Source organism: Streptomyces sp. SID5785 (assembly GCF_009870065.1).
Lineage (GTDB): Bacteria > Actinomycetota > Actinomycetes > Streptomycetales > Streptomycetaceae > Streptomyces.
Genome location: NZ_WWIA01000443.1, coordinates 1 through 2,521 on the forward strand (window position 1 = coordinate 1; position 2,521 = coordinate 2,521).

Here is a 2,521-nt window from a genome sequence, read left to right on the forward strand (position 1 = left end):
TGGGCCGAGGAACTCACCGCGCTGTTCGGCCCCGGCGTGCGCGAGGAGGTCCTCGCCGCGGCCGCGGCGGCGGGCCGCACCGACGCGGTGGAGGCGCTCGACCCGGACGCCGCCCGGCCCTCGGTGGAGCTGCTGCGCACGGTGCTGCGCCACGCGGGCGGACTGCCCGAGTCCCGGCTGGCCGCACTGCGCCCCCTGGTGCGCCGGCTCGTCGACGAGTTGACCCGCGCCCTGGCCACCCGGCTGCGGCCCGCGCTCGTGGGAGCCGCCACGGCCCGCCCCACGCGGCGCCCCGGCGGCAGCCTCGACCTCGCCCGCACGCTGCGCGCGAACCTGGCGACGGCCCGCAGAGCGCCGGACGGCCGGATCGTCGTGGTGCCCGAACACCCCGTGTTCCACGGGCGGTCGCGCCGCTCCGCGGACTGGCGGCTGATCATCGTCACGGACGTCTCCGGCTCGATGGAGGCGTCCACGGTCTGGGCGGCGCTCACTGCGTCCGTCCTCGCCGGGGTGCCCGCGCTGTCCACGCACTTCCTCGCGTTCTCGACCGAGGTCATCGACCTCACCGAGCACGTGAGCGACCCGCTGGCCCTGCTCCTCGAGACCCGGGTCGGCGGCGGTACGCACATCGCGGCCGGGCTGCGGCACGCGCGCCGCCTGGTGACGGCACCGTCCCGCACGCTCGTCGTCGTGATCAGCGACTTCGAGGAGGGCTACCCGGTCGGCGGCCTGCTCGGCGAGGTGCGGGAGCTGGTCGGCGCCGGCTGCCACGTGCTCGGGTGCGCGAGCCTCGACGACGCGGGCCGGCCGCGCTACTCGCCGGGCACGGCGGGGCAGCTCGTCGCGGCCGGCATGCCCGTCGCCGCGCTCAGCCCGCTGGAACTCGCCCGCTGGGTGGGGGAGAGGATCCGATGACCACGCCCGCACTTCCGCCGGTACTCCCCGGCGTCACCGCCGAGATCGTCGAGGCGCTCACGCCCCGGCTCCGCAAGCGGCTCGACGCCGCCGCGGCCAAGCTCGCGGACCGCCCGCACACGGTGGACGCCACGACCGGCGTGCACCGGATCGCCGTGGACGAGGAGACGGGCGTCGAACTGCACGCCCCCGGCGGCCTCGTGACCGCGCCGGAAGCGGTCCGCTGCGACTGCCTCCTGGCCCCCGCCTGCGTGCACCGCGCGGCGGCGGTGACGCTGGCACCGGTGGGGGAGGGCTCGGTCGCCGGTGCCGATGCCGGTCCCGGTGCTGAGGTCGGGGCCTCCTCGCCGACCGTGCCCGCGGTGGACCCGACGGGCCTGACGGACCCGACGGACCCGACGGACCCGGACGGGCCCGTCCCCATCGCCCCGGCCACCCCGGCGTCCGCCCCCACCGTGCCGGACGGGGCCACCGCTCCCGGCACCGAGGAGCCCGGGGCCGAGGAGCCCGGGGCCGAGGTGTCCGCCGCCGAGGTGTCCGCCGCCCGCGCCCTGTGGACCGCGGCGGCCCGCGTGCTCGACGCCGGGGTGGACGGCGCGGGCGCGGTCGCACAGGCCGGACTGCTGCGCGCCGCGCACGTCGCCAAGGTCGCCGGGCTGCACCGCCCCGCGGCCGCCGCGATCCGCGTGGTGAACGGCGTCCGGGCCGCCCGCGCCGCCGATCCGGCGTACCGGACGGCCGAACTGGCCGAGGTGCTCACCGAGTTGCTCGGTACCGCGCACGCGCTCGGCCGCCCCGGCACGGACCCGGACGCCGCCGCGGCCCTGCGCGGCACCGCCCGTCGCGCCTACGCGCACGCGGGATCGCTGCGCCTGTACGGGCTGTTCACCGAGCCGGTGCTGACCGCCGCCGGGCACGCGGGCTGCGTCACCTGGACCGCCGACGCCGACGGCACGCTCTACCAGGTACCGGACATCGCCCCCGGCGGGGCCGAGCGTGCCCGGTCCGCCGCCCGGCGCACGGTCCGGCTGGGCGACACGGCCCTCACCCACGGCGAGCTGTCCACGGCAGGACTCGTCGTCTCCGGTGCCACCGTCGCCGCGGACGGGCGCCTCGGCGCGGGCCGGTCCGTCCAGGCGGTCCGGGCGCAGGGCGCCGACTGGACCGAGGCCCCGCTGGACGCCCTGTGGTCCGTCCCCCTGGCGGAGCAGGTCGCGCGCGCCCGCAGCACGTCGCACGGCACACCGCACGGACTGCTGTTCCTGGACGCGACGCTCGCCGGGGTGGCCAGGGAGCGGGACGGCGACCGCCTGCTCGCCGAGTGCCAGGGCGTCCTCGTCCGGCTCTCCGTGGCGCACGACGACCCGGCGCTCGCCCATCGGGAGAACCTGGCGCTGCTCGGTGCGGCTCCCGGCGCCCGGGTCCGCCTCGTCGCGCGGCTGGTCCCGGCGGCGCAGGCCCGCGCCGTGCCGCTGGCGGTGCGGCTGCCCTCCGGAGCGCGGCACGACCTGGGCCTGGACCGGCTGACCCGCGCCGACCTCCCGTCGGCCGCCGCGTCCGGCCCCGACGCCCCCGTCGCCCCCGTCGCCCCGGTCACGGCGGTGCC

2 protein-coding genes are annotated in these 2,521 nt (G+C 79.1%); both read left to right on the forward strand.

What is annotated here, in order from left to right:
* Positions 1 to 915, forward strand: a 915-nt coding sequence (locus GTW43_RS14850) for a VWA domain-containing protein (RefSeq protein WP_161302350.1), incomplete at its 5' end; no start/stop codon positions are given.
* On the forward strand, positions 912 to 2,521 hold a 1,610-nt coding region (locus GTW43_RS14855; protein ID WP_161302352.1), incomplete at its 3' end, for a hypothetical protein. The genes GTW43_RS14850 and GTW43_RS14855, both read left to right, overlap by 4 nt.